This window comes from Mesorhizobium sp. M1252, assembly GCF_040318265.1.
Lineage (GTDB): Bacteria > Pseudomonadota > Alphaproteobacteria > Rhizobiales > Rhizobiaceae > Mesorhizobium.
In genome coordinates, this window is record NZ_JAMYLX010000001.1 from 44422 (window position 1) to 58298 (window position 13877).

The following is a 13877-nucleotide window of genomic DNA, read 5'->3' on the forward strand; positions in this document are numbered from 1 at the left end:
ATCAGGCCGCCAGCAATTGCTTGCGGTCGACGCGCTCCTGCTGCGGCGAGCGGGCATAGAGCTCGCGGTAGCATTTGGAGAAATGCGACGCCGAGACGAAGCCGCAGGCGACCGCCACTTCGACCACCGGCATCGACGACTGGATCAAAAGGTGTCGCGCGCGGTCGAGGCGGATTTCCAGGTAGTAGCGGGCAGGGGACCTGCCCATCTCGGTGCGGAACAGCCGCTCGATCTGGCGGCGCGACAGGTCGACGTGGTCGGCGATTTCGATCAGCGACAGCGGCTCGGAGAGGTTGCCTTCCATCAGTTCGATGATGGTCAGCACCTTGGAATTCTGCACGCCGAGGCGGGCGCGCAGCGGCAGGCGCTGGCGGTCGGTGGGGCTGCGCACGCGGTCGGTCAGCACCTGCTCGCACACGCGGTTGACCAGATTGTCGTCGAAATCGTCGCCGATCAGCTTGAGCATCATGTCGAGGGCGGCGGTGCCGCCGGCGCAGGTGTAGATGTTCTGGTCGATCTCGAAGAGGTCGGCAAAGACGTTGGCCTTGGGAAAGGCCTCGGAAAAGCCCGGCAGGTTTTCCCAATGGATGGCGCAGCGCTTGTTGGAGAGCAGGCCGGCGGCGGCAAGGATATGCGCGCCGGTGCACAGGCCGCCGACGGCGACGCCTCTGTTGTATTCCTCGCGCAGCCAGGCGAAGGCCGACCTGTTCTGGTAGCGCTCGACATTCATGCCGCTGCAGACGATGGCCATGTTCGGCCGATCCGGCCCGGCCATTTTCTTGCGCTCTTCCTCGAGCGAGGTGTTGACGGCGCATTCGACGCCGTTGGAGGCGCGCACCGGCTTGCCGTCGATGCTGGCGAGGCGCCAGCGATAGGCCTCATAGCCGAGCATGCGGTTGGCCGAGCGCAGCGGGTCGAGCGCCGTCGCAAAGGCGATCATGGTGAAGTCCGGGACAAGGAAGAATACAAACGATCGCTTGATCGGATGCTTTACGGCGTTCAAGGGAACCTCACGCGGCCATGGCGCGAACAGGATGTCGCGAACAGCACAGCGACATCAGGAAAAACCATTCCTGTCAATCGGCTAGGGGGCTAAGCGGAAACTATATTTGCGACATGGGTCGCAAATGAGCAATCGTCCGGGATGACAGGCACGGGCTGCCGACGGATTGGGCATGGTGGCGGCGGCATAGGTGCCAAAAATGAGAAACGCCGCTTCGGTCAAGCCGAAGCGGCGCTGTTATCGACTATCGGCAGCGGCAGGGAAGCGCTGAGCGCTAGCCGTTATCTCAGGCAACGAAACCGAGGCGCACCGCATTCATGGCACCGGTCTGGCCGGGCATGGTATTGGCAAGGCGCTGGCGCTCGAGAGCGGTCGTCAGGTTCATTTCGCGGCGGGCAAAGAGGCGGGCAAAAAGCTTCATCATCATCTCCTATCGGTTGCTCAGACGGGTCGCCTTCGCTTGATGGAGTGGGGCAGCTCGTTTGCTGACGGTGATATAGGCCTGCGTGAGCAGAAACTAAATCGCAAATGCGAAGCGCTTGAATGGAAATGCGACATCGTTTGCGACATTATTGGGCATGCTGCCCAAAATTTACGATTACTTACAGTGTGTTACCGGCGACATTGAGGCGCCATGCAAGTGACGCATATGCGCCATGCAGCGGCGACACGGCTCTGAAAATCATTTGAGTGCAAATAAGTTGGAGAAAGCCTGCAGGGCCAATAGAGAAGGCCTGCCGGGCTGGTCTGCGCGGCAGGCCTTCAGCACAAGGTACACAATGGTTTACTTTGCTCCAGCCCAGGATCCGACGCCGTGGCGTGCACCGGTCTTGGTGTCGGCAGCTTCAGGCCAGCCGATATCCTTCTGCAGTTCGATCGGCAGCGAGCGGATCGCACGTTCGGTCTGGAAGCGGGCGCGGGCCGCGCTCAATTCGGTCGCAAGCCGACCGATGGATGACAGGATAGACATTTCATTCTCCTTTGGTTGTGGCACGTCCCGCATGAACGCGTTCCGTCGCCTGGATATTCCGCATCGAGTGCAATTCCGTGTCAGGAGCGTTGGAGCCATGGCACGTCCTGCCTTCGATGGAGTTGACTATCCTCCCAATCTGATGTTCAATCAAACGAAATGGAATGATGCTTCACATCAGAAAAATTGAAGGTCGATCCCGATGAACGCCCCACTCAATCATCCGCTGCCGCTGCTCGATCTCGACGTTTTGCGCACCTTCGTGGCCATTGCAGAGACCGGCAGTTTCACCACGGCGGCCAATGCGGTGTTCCGCACGCCGTCGGCGGTCTCCATGCAGATCAAGAAGCTCGAGGACATTCTCGGGCGCTCTGTTTTCGCGCGGGATGCGCGCTCGGTGACGCTGACCACGGATGGCGAGATGCTGCTCGGTTATGCCCGCCGGCTGTTGTCGATCAACCGCGAGGTGGTGTCGAAGTTCATCATCCCCGAGATCGTCGGCGTGGTGCGGCTCGGCTCGCCGGACGACTATGGCGAGCGCGTGTTGCCGCATGTGCTGAAGCGTTTCGCGCAGTCGCATCCGTCGATTGCCGTCGACGTCACCATCGACCAGAGCAGCAATCTGCGCCGCCGCATGGACGACCGGGCGCTCGACATCACGCTGCTGACCAATTCCTACAAGACCAGCGCACTCGGCGCCGAGGTGCTGCTCACCGAGCCGATCGTCTGGGCCGGCGCCAAGGGCGGCAGCGCGCATCTGCGCGAGCCTTTGCCGGTGTCGCTGTGGGAAGAGGGCTGCGCCTGGCGGGCCGGCGCGCTCGATGCGCTGAGCCGTGAAGGCCGCAATTACCGCATCGCCTATATGAGCGCCCACACGGCAGGCCAGCGCGCCGCCATCATGTCGGATCTCGCGGTTGCACCGTTGCCGAAGTCGTTCCTGGGCAACGACATGGTCGAGCTTTGCCCGAAGGACGGCATGCCCGATATCGGCACCTACAATCTGGCGATGGTGGTGTCGCCGGATGCCAGCGCGCCGGTCAAGGCCGTCGCCGACCATATCCGTGCGACGTTCGAGCTTTTCCGCGAAACCGGCAAGTTCTAGAGCGGTTCACCGTTTCACGGAAACGGCGAGCCGCTCTAACTCCTTGTTTTGACTCAATTCCCAAGGGAAAGCGCTACACGCTTTCCCGGGAAAACCGTTTTACACTTTTCCTGGAATTGCTCTGCTATTCCGCTGCTTGGGCGGGGCGCGCCGCGAGAGCGGGTCGCGCCGTGCGCCGCGCAGTTGCGCGCCGCTTGGTGGGCTCACCTTCAAGGAAGGCGACGATGCTGTCCCTGGCGCGACGCGCCTCCGGCATCTCGATCAGCGGCCAGACGTGGAACATGCCTTCCTCATAGACGACGTCGATATCGACGCCGGCAGCGCGTGCCTTTTTGGCGAAGATCAGATTGTCGGGGCTGAGCAGGTCGTGCGAGCCGGTCAGAAGCAGGGTCTGCGGCAGCACCGAGAGGTCGCCATAGAGCGGACTGATATGCCAGTCCCTGCGATCGATGCCGGCACTGTACATGCGGATCGCTTCCAGCCCGCCGGAAATGCCGAGCCACGGATCGTTGCGTTCCGCCTCGAACACTTCGGGGTTGGACAGCGACATGTCGAGGCCGGGTGAAATCAGCACGTGGCGCGACGGCAAGGGCAGGCCTTCCTCAGCCGCCATCATGGTCAGCACGACGGCCATGTTGCCGCCCGCGGAATCGCCCATGAAGACGATGTCTTCAGCGTCGGTCTCATCCAGCATCTGCCGGTAGACGTCGCCGACCATGCCGAACATGGCGTGGAAATCATGCTCCGGCGCGATGGGATAGATCGGCACGGTGATGCCGAAACCCAAGCGCTCGGCCACCTCGGCGATCAACCCCCAATGATAGGATGTGATCTGGAAGACATAGGCGCCGCCATGCATGTAGAGGATGCGCCTGCGTTCGCCGGCCTTCGGCGCGATTTCATAGACAGGGAAGCCATCGACGCTGCGCTCGGTGATATCGAGCTGCTCCCGCAGCAATGCCGGGGGATGATGATCCTCGGTCTTGCGGGCATAGCCGATCCAGCGCTGCAGGTTTTCCGGGCTGGCAAATGCCTTCTTGCGGCTGTGCCGGAGGATGAAGGAAACGAGGTGGCTTTTGAAACTGGGCATTCGCGTACACAAGCTCGGCAGCAGCCGACTAAGAGAATTCCCCACTATCCCGAAGATCGTACCTCCAGCCGAAATGTCAAGATTCTGGCCCAAGCCAACACGGTTGTTTGATCAGCCACGTCCGCGGCTCTGCGCAGCGCGGCTCAGCGCCGGGGCAGCAGCGCGGCGCGCAGCTTGATGTCGGTCGCAGCCGGGGCCATGCGGCGGCCCCGGCGCTTGGTCAGCAATTTGCACTTGTCGGCGAAGGTCATCAGCGGCCCGAGCCCAGGATCAGACGCGACAGGTTGGTCTGGGCGTCGATGCGCGGCGACACGGGCCAGCCGATGTCCTTCTGGATTTCGGGTGGCAGGTTGTTCATGGCGCGCACGGCCTGTGCATTCTTCATGGCCGCACGAAAACGGCCGAGGGTCTCGAACATCTCTATTCTCCTTTGGAGCGTTGTGGCGGCGGAATAGCCCGGTCCGCCATTCGATGTCCGTTAAATGCTTCACGTCTGTATCGGACGTATTGCGCCAAAACAGCGTTTCGGTTTCCAGATCGGTGCGATCTGGAAACATTTGCATACAAATGAAATTGGGCGAATTGGCGGCCTTCGTAAGGCGGCTTATTCCCGGCTGCGCCTGGCGGCATGGCCTTCGCGCGAACGCCGTCGCGGGGCGGCGTCGCCGGCGACGCCATCCTCGCTGACGGTCTTGCGTGGCGGCAATTTCACCGCCGCCGACAGTTTCGGGAACGGATCGACCTTGTTGGGAAGCGCCATGGCGTAGACGAAATGCTCCTGGAATTTCGGCTCCAGTGCGGTCTCGATCTTCTCGATGTGGCTGACCGTGTCCTCGATCTCGCGGCGATAGCCGCGGTTGAGCAGCGCCATCCGCGCGCCGGCACCGGCGGCGTTGCCGACGGCCGAGACCTTGTCGAGGTCGCAGTCCGGGATCAGCCCAAGCACCATGGCGTATTTCGGATCGATGAACGAGCCGAAGGCGCCGGCGAAATGGATGCGGTCGACGTGTTCGGTGTTCTGCTTTTCCATCAGAAGCTTGGTGCCGGCATAGAGCGCCGCCTTGGCAAGCTGGATGGCGCGCACGTCGGTCTGGGTGATGGTGATCTTGGGTTCGCCTTCCTTCAAGACATAAGAGAAGGTGCGGCCGTTGACCGTGACGCGCGGCGACCGCTCGGCCAGCGACCCGTCGATCACTCCATCCTCGGAGATGATGCCGGCGAGGTACATTTCGGCCACGATCTCGATGATGCCGGAGCCGCAAATGCCGGTGACGCCGGTCGCCTGCACGCTGTCGAGGAAGCCGGGATCGTCGGACCAGAGTTCAGAGCCGATGACGCGGTATTTCGGCTCCAGCGTATCGGGGTCGATGCGCACGCGTTCGATGGCGCCGGGGGCAGCGCGCTGGCCGCCGGAGATTTCCGCGCCCTCGAAGGCGGGACCGGTGGGCGAGGAGGCTGCGACAACCCGCTTGCGGTTGCCAAGCACGATCTCGGCATTGGTGCCGACGTCGACGATCAGCATCATCTCGTCCTGGCGATGCGGGCCTTCCGACAGCGTCACGGCCGCCGCATCGGCGCCGACATGGCCGGCAATGCAAGGCAGCATATAGAGGCGGGCGCCCTGGTTGAGTTTCAGGCCGATATCGGAGGCCTTGATGCGCACCGCGCCCGAGACGGCGAGCGCGAAGGGCGCGCCGCCGAGTTCGGTCGGATCGATGCCGAGGAACAGATGGTGCATGATCGGATTGCCGACAAAGACGGAATCCAGGATGTCGTTGCGCTGGACATTACCTTCCGCGCAGACCTTGTCGACCAGGCCCGAGATCGCCTCGCGCACGGCGACCGTCATGCCTTCGCGGCCGTCCGGGTTCATCATCACATAGGAGACACGGCTCATCAGATCCTCGCCGAAGCGGATCTGCGGGTTGGAGGTGCCCGACGAAGCGGCGACGCGGCCCGACAGCAACGATACCAGATGCATGGCGATGGTGGTCGAGCCGATGTCGCAGGCCAGTCCATAGGCCTCGTTCTTGAGGCCGGGCCAGAGTGCTATGACGCGGGCGATGTCGCTTTCGGCATCCTTGTGGATGGCCGCGGTCGCGGTCCAGTTACCCTTGCGCAGTATGCCTTGCACCTGCGGCATCAGGTAGAAGTCGAATTCGAGGTTTTTAAAGCCCCAATCCTTCATCAAGGCGATCTTGAGGCGGTCGAGATCGCCCAGCGGCTTGTGCATGTCGGGCTCTTCGATCTCGACATAGCACATGCGGATCGCCGCATCGCGGGCGATGACGCGCGTGTCGGCATCCTTGCGGATGGTCTGGGCGTTGATGACCGTGTCCTGCGGCACGTCGATGACGAGGTCGCCGAGAATCTGCGCCGAGCAGGACAGGCGGCGCCGCTCGGGCAGGCCGCGGACGCGCTCATAGCGCTCTTCCTTGGCGCCCTTGGGCGAGATGTGGTCGTTGGACGAGACGATCTTGTGCTTGGCGAAATTGCCTTCCTGCACTTCGATCTGGCAGCGACCGCAGGTGGCGCGGCCACCGCAGACGCTCTCGACATAGACGCCGAGCTGACGTGCGGCATCGAGCACCGGTGTGCCGACGGGAAACCGCCCGCGCTTGCCTGACGGCATGAACAGCACGAGCGGATCAGTAATGTTTGCAGGCGAGTTCACGATTGCGCGCTTATCCCCTGGCCATGCGGGCTTCACGGCCGCCGCGACGGCGCCCGCCATTGCCGCCGCCTTCGCCCGGAGCGTTAACGGCGGTGGGCGCTGCGACCGCCTGGCCGCCTTCGGCCGGTTTGTAATCCTTGTAGGTGCGGATCCAGTTGGTGCAGTTCTCGTCGGTGCCGTTGAGCACGTTGGCGCCGCGCACGGCTTCCATTTCCTGCGGGCGCACCGGGTTCATGATAGCGCTCGTCATACCGGCGCCGATCACCATCGGGATGAAGGCGGCGTTGATGCCGTGGCGGTGCGGCAGGCCGAACGAAATGTTGGACAGGCCGCAAGTGGTGTTGACCTTGAGCTCTTCGCGCAGACGGCGCAGCAACGCGAAGACCTGGCGGCCGGCATCGCCGAGCGCGCCGATCGGCATCACCAGCGGGTCAACGACGACGTCATGCGCCGGAATGCCGAAATCGGCGCAGCGCTGCACGATCTTCTTGGCGACGGCGAAGCGCACATCCGGATCCATCGAAATGCCGGTCTCGTCGTTGGAGATCGCGACGACCGGAACATTGTACTTCTTGACCAGCGGCAGGATGGCTTCGAGCTTTTCCTCTTCGCCGGTCACGGAGTTGACCAGCGGGCGGCCCTTGGCGACCTTGAGCGCTGCCTCGATGGCGGCGGTGACCGACGAGTCGATCGACAGCGGCAGGTCGACCAGGCCCTGGACGATCTCCAGCGTCTGCACCAGCAGGCCGGGTTCGGTTTCGTTCGGATTAACGGAGGTGACGCCGGCATTGACGTCGAGCATGGTGGCGCCGCAGGCGGCCTGTTCCAGCGCATCCTTGATGACGGTCTCGAAATTGCCGGCGATCATCTCGGCGGCCAGCTTCTTGCGGCCGGTCGGGTTGATGCGCTCGCCGATGACGCAGAAAGGCTGGTCGAAGCCGATGATGATCTCTCGTGTCGCCGAGGCGACGATGGTCCGGGTCATGAAGTCTCTCCGCCTGATATAAAGATTTCTTTATATCGTTGTCTGGTTTCATTCAAGCAAATGGCTGGCCGTCCGCGCTGTCAGTGCGCGGTCTTCACCATATCCACCTGCGTTTCGGTAATGTCGTCGTGCAGTATGCTCTCGAGCCGGTCGGCGACCATCTGATCGTCGTGGCGGATCTCACGTTTCCATGGCTGGCGGCCTTTCAGCACACCCGATTCATCGACGATCTCGGCGACATATTCCTCCTGGCGGTAGGCCATCACATGGATGCCGGAGACACCAGGAATTTCCTTCACCTCGTTGATGATGTCGGTGCAGAGCTGCTTGCCTTCCTTCTTCTGGTCCTGCGCGCCTTCCAGCCGCTTGATGATGGTATCGGGAATATGAATGCCCGGCACGTTGGAGCGGATCCATTTGGCCGTCTTGGCCGAAGCCAGCGGGCCGACGCCGCACAGGATGAAAACTTTTTCCGTATGCCCCAAGTCCCGCGCCCTCTGCATGAAGGTTCTGAACATCGGCACGTCGAAGCAATACTGCGTCTGCACGAACTGCGCGCCGGCGGCGATCTTCTTGCCGAGATGGATCGGGCGGAAATCGAAGGGTGGCGCGAAGGGGTTGACGGCGGCGCCGAGGAAAATTTGCGGCGGCGTCGTCAACTTGCGGCCGGACAGGAACTTGCCGTTGTCGCGCATGATGCGGCAGGTTTCCAGCAACGACATGGAATCGAGGTCGAAGACAGGCTTGGCGCCGGGCTGGTCGCCGGCCTGGACGCCGTCGCCGGTGAGGCACAGCATGTTGGCGACGCCCATCGCCGCACCGCCCAGCACGTCGCCCTGGATGGCGATCCGGTTCCTGTCACGGCAGGCAATCTGCATGATCGGGGCATAGCCCATGCGGGTCAAAAGCGCGCAGATGCCGACCGAGGACATGTGGCAGTTGGCGCCGGAGGCATCGACGGCATTGATGGCGTCGACCCAGCCGTCGAAGATTTTCGCGCGGTTATAGACGTCTTCGGGATCGGCGCTGTCGGGCGGGTTGAGCTCGGTGGTAACCGCGAATTCGCCGCGCCGCAGCACACGCTCCAGTCGGCCACGTGAGGAGTGGCCGGGCAGGGGATCGAGCGGCAGATGGATGCCGGCCGGGTTTTCATCGCGCTGGCGGCCGATCACGCGGCCGCTCCAGTGTTGGCTTTGGCCGCTGCTTCACGGGCCGCTGCCGACTGCGCCGTCACCCGCAGCCAGGCCGAGGTTTCGCGCAGCGACTGGTCGACCGGCTTCTGCACGGTCAGGATCCTGTCGCCATGCTCCATGTTCCGCGAGCCTTCCCAGGCCTTAACCCAGACGCAAGGCATATCGGGCTCGACCTCGCAATTGCCGTTGGCGCGCACACCGCCGCAAGGGCCGTTGCGCAGCTGCTTGGGGCAGTTCATCGGGCACGACATGCCGGTCGAGGACAGGATGCACTGGCCGCACATGCGGCAGTCGAACATGAAGCCCTTGACGCGCCTTTCGACAAACTTGATCGGCGCCTCGACGCGCCCATAGCCGAGGCCTTTCCAAAGCGGATGAAGAAGCAGGAACATGTCGGCGAACCTGGAGTAGAACCATTCGAGCAATCGCGAGTGCCGAATGGACCACAGCCTGATGGCAAACGACCGCTGCACGCGCCGCTGCGGCGACACGTCGGCCGGCTTGTAGTCGGATTTCGGCGCTGCTTTCTTGACCTGAGTGGCCTGGGTAACCGGCTGGGTAACCCTTGGCCCCTCTTTGGCAGGAGTGGTTTCAGACATTTTCTTTCCCGCCCGCCTTGACCAGAGCGACCAGCCGCTCGCGGTCGTATTTCGCGTCGATGTCGCTGAATGCCTTCTCGACCTCGGCTTCGAGGTCGTCGCCGACCGGGATCGGATCGGCCTTGCGCCATTCGGCGAGGTAATCGTCGGTGCCGCCGGCGCCGGTGCGCATGGCGCACATATCGATCGCCTCGGTGAAGCGCAGCGGCAGTTCGCGCTTGGCGTTCTGCCGGCCCTTCTTGACGATGACCTGGGCGGGGATGTCGCGCCAATAGACGACGATCAGATCGGCCATGAATTCTCTCACTCCCTGTAGAGCGCCGTGCGTCCATGAGGGAAACGACGCTCCACCACTTTGTCCAGCAGGTGCGAGCATTGCCGGATGCGCAGTGGGGCTGCTTGTTATGGGACGACGCGCGCGCATTCAAAAGCGACGCTATTGAGAGTCGCAAAAAGAAAGGCGAGATTCCGAGGGAAGGCTGGCTACCAAACCCGCTTGGTCAGGCCGGTCCAGAGATAGAACCAGATCGTCGGGTGGTACCATTGTTTCGAGGGCAGGTCCGGCTTGATCGTGGCCAACTTTCCGTCCAAGGCGTCGCGGACCGCCTCGACGCAGATGTCGCGCGAGAACGCCGCCTGGCGCAACGCATAGCTCGAAATCGTGTCGCCGGGCTCCGGCTTGCCGCGCGCCTGTTTCAACACGCCGCCGGTGTCGCCGCCGGCGTCGACCAGATGCACGGTGGTGCCGAAATTCTGGAGATCGCCGGAGGCCAGCGCCCAGTAGCCGCCATTCATGCCGCGGTATTTGGGCGCGATGCCGGCGTGGTAGTTGAGCACCGGGCAGGGCATTTGCGCCAGCGTCTGCCGGGACAAAATCCGGCAGCCGGCGAGCAGCACCACGCCCGGGCGGATGTCGGCGACCGCCTGCAGGCAATCGGGCCCGTCGGCGGAGGAGACGTGGATGATCTTTTGTCCCGGCCTCGGCTCTGTCTGCAGTTTTTGCGCTGCGATCAGCCGCTCCGCGTGCCCGGCGAAGAAGCGTTTGCCGAGCCTGGTCAGCACCATCGTGCCAAGCTGGCCGATGGCCGAAAACAAGCCTTGGCGGCGCGCCCGGCCGAGCAGCAATTGTTTTTTGGATTCAGGGCTTTCGAGGATGACGCTGACAGGACCGAACTGGTCGGCGATGGCGTTGACGATGGCCCAGATGTGCGGCCCGCCTTCGGTGACGATGACGATCGCAGCACTTTTTTCAACCGCTGATGCCATGGCGCGCTTTCTTGCCGGCGCGCAACCATTTGCCGTGCGCTGCCCGGCTCAATTCTGTGCCGGGCGAGGTTAAATCTTGATGACCGCCCGGCCAGCGAGAGACCAACGGATCAGCGCTTGAACTCGATGATGTCAAGTTTCGATTCGTAGTAGGGCGCCGGGAATTCGATGCGCCATTCATTGGCGCTGGTGCGGAAGGCATAGCCGACCTGGTCGCTTTCCGGGCCGCTGCCATAGGGTTTTGGCTTGTTGTCATTGACATAGCCGGAGCCGAGATAGATCGCGCGTTTTTCGCTATCGTCGAAGAAACGGCCCTTGGTGCGTTGCGAGCCGCTGACCTTTTCCAGCTGCCAGCCGGAGCCATCGTCCGTGACCTTGCACTTGAACCAGCCATAGATGACCAGCGGGCCGGTCAGGCCCACCTTGATGGTTCGGCATTGCCAGTTGCCGCTCAGGTCCTTGTCGGAAAAGGCCACTATCGGCTTTGCCAGCAGCGCGTCGAGTTGGCTGACCTCAGCCGGGTCTCCCGCTTTTGCCTCGGCCAGCGCCGCCTTGCGGGTCTCGCCATATTTGTCGAGGCGAACCTTGTCGGCAGGCGTGATGATCTTCTGCACCTCGCCGTCGGCGCGAGCGGGCAAGACGAGGCAGAGGAGGCCAAGGGCGGCGAGCAGGACGCGAGGGGTCATCGGTGGTATCCATGTTGGCGCGGCTGGAGCAGCCGATTCTATCTTCCAGTGCACACTTACCCATTCGCGGCGGCCTGTCATCCGTGCTTAAACAGCGGTATGTTCCGCGGGAGGTGCGCGTGGGGGTTACAATCCATTTTGAGGGACAACTGCGCGGAGAGGAACAATATCTTGCGCTGTTGCAGGAAGTTGAAGCGCTTGCCATCGCTCGAGACTGGCGATTTCGGCCGATAGACGAGGCCGAAATGGTTCTCAACCGGGTCATCGACGAACGCAGCGTTGACTATATCGGCCCGGTCATGGGGATAGAATGCCTGCTGCATCCCAAGTCGGATCGCCTAAGGTTCGAGTTCGACAGGGACCTCTTCATGCAGCAATATTGCAAGACCCAGTTTGCGGGGTCGGAGGCGCATATCGAGATCATCGAGTTGCTTCGCAAAGTTGCTCCTTTTTTCGACAAGTTCGACGTCTTCGATGAAGGCGAGTACTGGGAACTGGGCGACCGCACAATTCTGCAGGTCAATCTCGACACAGTCGACGCTCTGCTTGCAGAGGCTTTGCGCAAGGATCCAACTGCAAGAGGGCCGATCCGGTTAGACAACGGCCGCGTTGTCAATTTCGTGTCGGATCCGCAACCGGAGAGCAAATAATCCGAAGTCGGGCGCCTAACGCAATTCTTCTGGATGTGCCGCCACCCGCGCCAATTCAGCCGTCAGGTCGCCATAGCCGGTCGAGCGGCGCTCATAGGCGAGGCCAAGCATCTTCGCGGCCTTCTCGGCGACCTTGTCGAGTTCCGGATCGTCGGTCTGGGCGATGTAGATCAGCTTCTGGTAGTTGCCGAAATAGTCCTTGATCAGCTCCGGGTGCTTGTCGAGGCCGAGCGGCTTCATGAAGAAGGCGTCGAACTGGCGGCACAGGAAATCGGTCATGTAGAACGACATCATGTCGTCGTCGGCGACCTTCGCATAGGCGTCCATGCCTTGGTAGAAGGCAAAGCAGTGCGGCCCGGCCATGCGCTCGACGCCGTGCTTCTCCAGGACCCGGTCGAGCATGCCGCCGGTACCGCAATCGGCATAGCCAACGAAGATGTTGCTATAGCCTTCCGCCTTGGCCTCTTCGATCGCCTTGTCCATCGCCGGTGCGATGCGGTCGGGGTAGAAATGGAACTCCGCCGGCAGGCAGGTCAGGTCGAGATGGTCGAGCTTGAGCTGCTCCTTGACGGCCAAAACTTCGCGCGCAATCATTCCACAGGCGATGACCAGCAGCCTGTCGTCTTGATTCGGTTTCGTTTTTTGCATTCTGGCCATGGAACCCGGTCGAAGCGGCCTTCGTTGCTGTGGGGCGAATCTATCGAGAGAGGGATAAACCGTCCATGAAACTGTTACGCGTTGCGCCGATTGCAATCCTTGCCTGCGTCCTGGCGCTTACGGCCTGTGCCAACACCGTCCGTGGTGTCGGCCGGGATATCAAATCGACCGCGAAAGCCGTCGACGACACCGTCACCAAACCCTGACGCAGCCATCCGTTCCAATAGCTGGGAACAAAAAAGCCGCGCTGCAAGGCGCGGCTTTCGATTGTGGGCCAGACGCCTTGCGGAAGAGATCAGGCTGAAGCGCGCATATTATGCTTGCGCTTCATGAAGTCCTTGGCGGTCTCGACCGCCACAGCCGCGTCGCGGCAATAGGCATCGGCGCCGACGGCCTTGCCGAATTCCTCGTTTAGCGGCGCGCCGCCGACCAGGACGACATAGTCGTCGCGGATGCCCTTTTCCTTCATCGTGTCGATGACGACCTTCATGTAGGGCATGGTCGTGGTCAAAAGCGCCGACATGCCGATAATGTCGGGCTGGTGCTGCTCGATGGCGTCGAGGTATTTTTCCACCGCATTGTTGATGCCGAGATCGATGACGTCGAAGCCGGCACCTTCCATCATCATGCCGACGAGGTTCTTGCCGATGTCGTGGATGTCGCCCTTGACGGTGCCGATCACCATCTTGCCCTGCTTCGGCGCGCCGGTGGCGGCCAGCAGCGGGCGCAGGATGAACATGCCGGCCTTCATGGCGTTGGCCGACAGCAGCACCTCGGGAACGAACAGGATGCCGTCGCGAAAGTCCTCGCCGACGATGCGCATGCCTTCGACCAGAGCTTCGGTCAGCACCTTGTAGGGCACCCAGCCGCGCTCGAGCAGGATGTTGGTGCCTTCCTCGATCTCTTCCTTCAGTCCGTCATAGAGATCGTCGTGCATCTGCTGCACCAACTCGTCGTCGGAAAGCTCGGAGAGGATGATCTCGTCGTCGGCCATTTTTCTCG

The 13877-nt window shown here is 62.2% G+C and carries 17 protein-coding genes; 3 read left to right on the top strand and 14 right to left on the bottom strand.

Translation table 11 applies throughout. The features are described 5' to 3' along the window. Position 1 precedes the first annotated feature (1 nt). From NKH22_RS00190 to NKH22_RS00200, 3 genes are all read right to left on the bottom strand, one after another. Positions 2-940, bottom strand: a complete 939-nt coding sequence (locus tag NKH22_RS00190; RefSeq protein ID WP_348524244.1) for a GlxA family transcriptional regulator — start codon at positions 938-940, stop codon at positions 2-4. Positions 941-1289: 349 nt separating this feature from the next. Continuing rightward, on the bottom strand, positions 1290-1424 hold the full coding sequence (locus tag NKH22_RS00195) for a hypothetical protein (protein ID WP_023681787.1): 135 nt from the start codon (positions 1422-1424) through the stop codon (positions 1290-1292). A 363-nt stretch (positions 1425-1787) separates the two neighbouring features. Beyond that, on the bottom strand, positions 1788-1973 hold the full coding sequence (locus NKH22_RS00200) for a hypothetical protein (protein WP_023681786.1): 186 nt from the start codon (positions 1971-1973) through the stop codon (positions 1788-1790). A 202-nt stretch (positions 1974-2175) separates the two neighbouring features. On the opposite strand from NKH22_RS00200, the gene NKH22_RS00205 reads away from it, so the two are divergent. Then, complete coding sequence (locus tag NKH22_RS00205) at positions 2176-3075, top strand: LysR substrate-binding domain-containing protein (RefSeq protein ID WP_023670389.1); 900 nt, start codon at positions 2176-2178, stop codon at positions 3073-3075. Positions 3076-3199: 124 nt separating this feature from the next. Here the strand turns inward: NKH22_RS00205 and NKH22_RS00210 are convergent, their stop codons facing one another. The 9 genes from NKH22_RS00210 to NKH22_RS00250 form a co-directional block, all read right to left on the bottom strand. Next, positions 3200-4165: an alpha/beta hydrolase gene (locus NKH22_RS00210; protein WP_352908646.1), complete on the bottom strand. Its 966-nt coding sequence runs from the start codon at positions 4163-4165 to the stop codon at positions 3200-3202. 250 nt (positions 4166-4415) lie between these two features. Next, positions 4416-4583, bottom strand: coding sequence for a hypothetical protein (locus tag NKH22_RS00215; RefSeq protein WP_196813564.1), 168 nt, complete (start codon positions 4581-4583; stop codon positions 4416-4418). A gap of 186 nt (positions 4584-4769) precedes the next feature. Further along, complete coding sequence (locus tag NKH22_RS00220) at positions 4770-6899, bottom strand: ASKHA domain-containing protein (protein ID WP_032902488.1); 2130 nt, start codon at positions 6897-6899, stop codon at positions 4770-4772. Beyond that, the gene (locus tag NKH22_RS00225; RefSeq protein WP_023670394.1) at positions 6850-7824 is read right to left on the bottom strand and encodes a methyltetrahydrofolate cobalamin methyltransferase; all 975 of its coding nucleotides are present in this window, start codon (positions 7822-7824) and stop codon (positions 6850-6852) included. The genes NKH22_RS00220 and NKH22_RS00225 overlap by 50 nt, the downstream gene beginning before the upstream one ends. Before the next feature lie 80 nt (positions 7825-7904). Next, entirely contained in the window at positions 7905-8996 is a 1092-nt protein-coding gene (locus NKH22_RS00230) for a methylenetetrahydrofolate reductase (RefSeq protein WP_023744709.1), read from the bottom strand. Beyond that, positions 8993-9616, bottom strand: coding sequence for a methylenetetrahydrofolate reductase C-terminal domain-containing protein (locus tag NKH22_RS00235; RefSeq protein WP_023688112.1), 624 nt, complete (start codon positions 9614-9616; stop codon positions 8993-8995). The genes NKH22_RS00230 and NKH22_RS00235 overlap by 4 nt, the downstream gene beginning before the upstream one ends. Next, positions 9609-9911 (bottom strand): virulence factor, encoded by a 303-nt coding sequence (locus NKH22_RS00240; RefSeq protein ID WP_023670397.1) that lies wholly within the window; start codon positions 9909-9911, stop codon positions 9609-9611. Before NKH22_RS00240 ends, NKH22_RS00235 begins: the two co-directional genes overlap by 8 nt. A gap of 188 nt (positions 9912-10099) precedes the next feature. Beyond that, positions 10100-10882 carry a formyl transferase gene (locus NKH22_RS00245; protein ID WP_352763513.1) on the bottom strand — a complete coding sequence of 261 codons (783 nt, stop codon included), beginning with the start codon at positions 10880-10882 and terminating at the stop codon, positions 10100-10102. Between the two features lie 110 nt (positions 10883-10992). Then, on the bottom strand, positions 10993-11568 hold the full coding sequence (locus NKH22_RS00250) for a DUF4893 domain-containing protein (protein ID WP_023670399.1): 576 nt from the start codon (positions 11566-11568) through the stop codon (positions 10993-10995). Between the two features lie 11 nt (positions 11569-11579). On the opposite strand from NKH22_RS00250, the gene NKH22_RS00255 reads away from it, so the two are divergent. After that, positions 11580-12218: a hypothetical protein gene (locus tag NKH22_RS00255; protein ID WP_031198574.1), complete on the top strand. Its 639-nt coding sequence runs from the start codon at positions 11580-11582 to the stop codon at positions 12216-12218. A gap of 15 nt (positions 12219-12233) precedes the next feature. On the opposite strand, the gene NKH22_RS00260 is transcribed toward NKH22_RS00255, so the two are convergent. After that, positions 12234-12875 carry a DUF1638 domain-containing protein gene (locus NKH22_RS00260; RefSeq protein WP_023822192.1) on the bottom strand — a complete coding sequence of 214 codons (642 nt, stop codon included), beginning with the start codon at positions 12873-12875 and terminating at the stop codon, positions 12234-12236. A gap of 65 nt (positions 12876-12940) precedes the next feature. Here NKH22_RS00260 and NKH22_RS00265 point away from each other — a divergent pair, with 65 nt between their 5' ends. Beyond that, positions 12941-13081: an entericidin A/B family lipoprotein gene (locus NKH22_RS00265; RefSeq protein WP_023670401.1), complete on the top strand. Its 141-nt coding sequence runs from the start codon at positions 12941-12943 to the stop codon at positions 13079-13081. 89 nt (positions 13082-13170) lie between these two features. On the opposite strand, the gene NKH22_RS00270 is transcribed toward NKH22_RS00265, so the two are convergent. Beyond that, a complete protein-coding gene (locus NKH22_RS00270) occupies positions 13171-13869 on the bottom strand; it encodes a cobalamin B12-binding domain-containing protein (protein WP_023670402.1) in 699 nt (232 codons plus the stop codon). Between the last annotated feature and the right edge of the window lie 8 nt (positions 13870-13877).